Source organism: Romboutsia sedimentorum (genome assembly GCF_030131845.1).
In the GTDB taxonomy this organism is placed as follows: domain Bacteria; phylum Bacillota; class Clostridia; order Peptostreptococcales; family Peptostreptococcaceae; genus Romboutsia_D; species Romboutsia_D sedimentorum.
In genome coordinates this window covers 1-2,663 of the sequence record NZ_JASKYM010000022.1, presented here as the reverse complement: position 1 = coordinate 2,663, position 2,663 = coordinate 1, and the positions used below count along the sequence as shown (strand labels likewise).

The 2,663-nt window shown below is 28.4% G+C and carries 2 protein-coding genes and 1 rRNA gene; all 3 read left to right on the top strand.

The genetic code is table 11. The annotated features are described in order from the left end of the window. Window positions 1–95 (top strand): 5S ribosomal RNA (rrf, locus tag QOZ84_RS16310); the annotation flags it as partial. 152 nt (window positions 96–247) lie between these two features. Further along, window positions 248–937: a C40 family peptidase gene (locus QOZ84_RS16305; RefSeq protein ID WP_284133953.1), complete on the top strand. Its 690-nt coding sequence runs from the start codon at window positions 248–250 to the stop codon at window positions 935–937. Between the two features lie 168 nt (window positions 938–1,105). Then, complete coding sequence (locus tag QOZ84_RS16300) at window positions 1,106–2,227, top strand: aminopeptidase (RefSeq protein WP_284133952.1); 1,122 nt, start codon at window positions 1,106–1,108, stop codon at window positions 2,225–2,227. The last annotated feature ends 436 nt before the right edge of the window (window positions 2,228–2,663 follow it).

Genomic DNA, 2,663 nt, shown 5'->3' with positions numbered 1-2,663 from the left:
ATACACCTGTTCCCATTCCGAACACAGAAGTTAAGCTCTTTAGCGCTGATGGTACTTGGTGGGCAACTGCCTGGGAGAGTAAGACGTAGCCACGTAATCTTTTTTTATGTAAAGAATTAAATAAGTTTATAAGAATAAGAGGTGAATAGAAAATATTCATCTCTTATTTTATTATATAATATAAAAAAATATATATAGGAACCGTATAATTAATATAGAAATAAAAAAATAATAATAGGAGGTAGATATGAGTATTGATAATGTAAACCAATTAGTTACAATGAAGCTTTTAAATGCATTGAGCACTTCAAGTTCAAATAGTAGAACTTCTTCTACCAATAAATCTGATATTTTTAATCTAATTTTAGAAAATACTTTAGGTGGATTGAATCAAGAACGTTCTTCGTGTACCTGTTCTAAAGAAGCAGATTTAAATATATTGAACACTTTACAAAGCTTAATTAATAATAATAAAATAAATGAATCTAAAAATACCAATCAAATTAAAAATATTATTGAGCCTAAAAAAAATATTAATGTTGAGAAGGTTACTGATTCTAAAAAAGTTGCCAACATGGATAAAGCTGTAGATTTATTAGAAAAACAATTAGGCAAGAAATATGTATGGGGAGCAACAGGTCCTAATTCATTTGATTGTTCGGGGTTAGTTCAATATGTTTATAAAAATGCATTAGGAAAAGATATACCAAGGGTATCTTCAGATCAAAGTAAATTTGGAAAAGCTATTGATAAAAAAGATTTACAAGTAGGAGATTTGCTTTTCTTTGATACCATGAACAAAGGAAGAGTAAGTCATGTTGGAATGTATGTAGGTAATAATGAATTTATACATGCATCTAATCCAAAAGATGGTGTTAAAAAATCTAAATTATCGGGTTATTACGAACAAAAATATAGTGGTGCTAGAAGGCCATAATATTTAATAAAAAGTTATTTTAAGATATATGAATGATTGTATATCTTAGAATAACTTTTTTTTAGATTAAATAAATTATCAAAGGAATTTAAAATTTATTAGGGAATATTGATATATAAAGTGTACATAAATAGATAATTTAGTTTTGTGTATAAGGGAGGTATAATAGTGGCTGATAAAAGATTAAATAAGTTAGCAAAGTTATTAGTAAATTATTCAACAGAAGTAAAAGAAGGTGATTTTGTTTTTGTATGTGCTGATGAAGTAGCAACGCCGTGGGTTGTAGAAGTTACAAAAGAGGCTATAAAATGTGGTGCTCACGTAGAGTATTTATTAGATACAGCTGAAGTTAGTGAAGTAAAATTAAAATATAGTAATGAAGATCAACTTAAAGGCGGAAATCTTATATATGAAACATTGTTAAGTAGAGCAGATGTATGGTTAACTGCATGGGGAAGTAGAAATACTAGGTCATTATCTAGTATAGATTCAGAAAAAGTTAAATTAGCTCAACGAGGAGCAGCACCATGGAGAAAAATATACTCAGAAAGATGTGGAGATGGAAGTTTAAGATGGTGTGGAACTCAATATCCAACACATGCAAATGCTCAAGAAGCGAGTATGAGTATTAGTGAATATGAAGATTTTGTATATGGAGCAGGTCTTTTAGATAGTGAAGATCCTGTAGCAGAGTGGAAGAGAATAAGTATGGAGCAAGAACGATGGGTAAAATATCTAGATGGTAAAAGTGAAATACATATAATATCAGAAGGTACTGATATTAAAGTAGGAACAAAGGGAAGAAAGTGGATAAATTGTGATGGGCAAGTTAACTTTCCTGATGGTGAGATATTTACATCACCAGTAGAAAATGATATAAATGGTCATATTAGTTTTTCTTTTCCGGGAATATTCTCAGGGAAGCAAATAGAAGGTATAAAATTACAAGTTAAAGAAGGTAAAGTTATAAATGCTACAGCTAAGAAAGGTGAAGATTTACTAAAATCATTATTAGAAACTGATGAAGGGTCTAGTTTCTTTGGAGAAGTAGCTATAGGAACTAATTATGGAATTAAAGAATTTACTTCAAATATGTTATTTGATGAAAAAATAGGTGGGACTGTACATATGGCGATAGGTGATTCTATGCCAGAAGCAGGTGGAAAAAATAAGTCATCTCTACATTGGGATATGCTTTGTGATATGAGAAGTTGTGGGAAAATATATGCAGATGGCGAACTTTTTTATGAAAATGGTAAATTCATAAATGAAATTTTAGAAAAAAACTAATTTAAATAAAAGGAAAAAGCATTAGAAGAGTGTTACCTAAATGCTTTTTTCTTTGATTTATATCGAAATATAAAAATAGTTATTTCTTCATTTTTAATTAAAAAATTGTGGATTAAAATAAAAGAATGTACATATAGGCTAACATAAGGTTGTATATAGTGTTAATAAAATAAAAAGAGATTGTGGATAAACTTTAAAAAATAAACTTATTTCAAAAAAAACTAAAAAAAATTAAGAAAAACTGTTGACGATGTAATTTTAAAATGGTATAGTTATACTTGTCCTTAAGAAAAGGGACAACAAGTAAAACAAACAACAGAAAATGGTTGACAAAGCAAGAATGTTTTGGTAAACTAAGGAAGTTGAAAAAATGAACTTTGAAAATTAAACAGTAGGTTAATTTATAGAATTTGAAACAAACGAAACATAAAGCCAG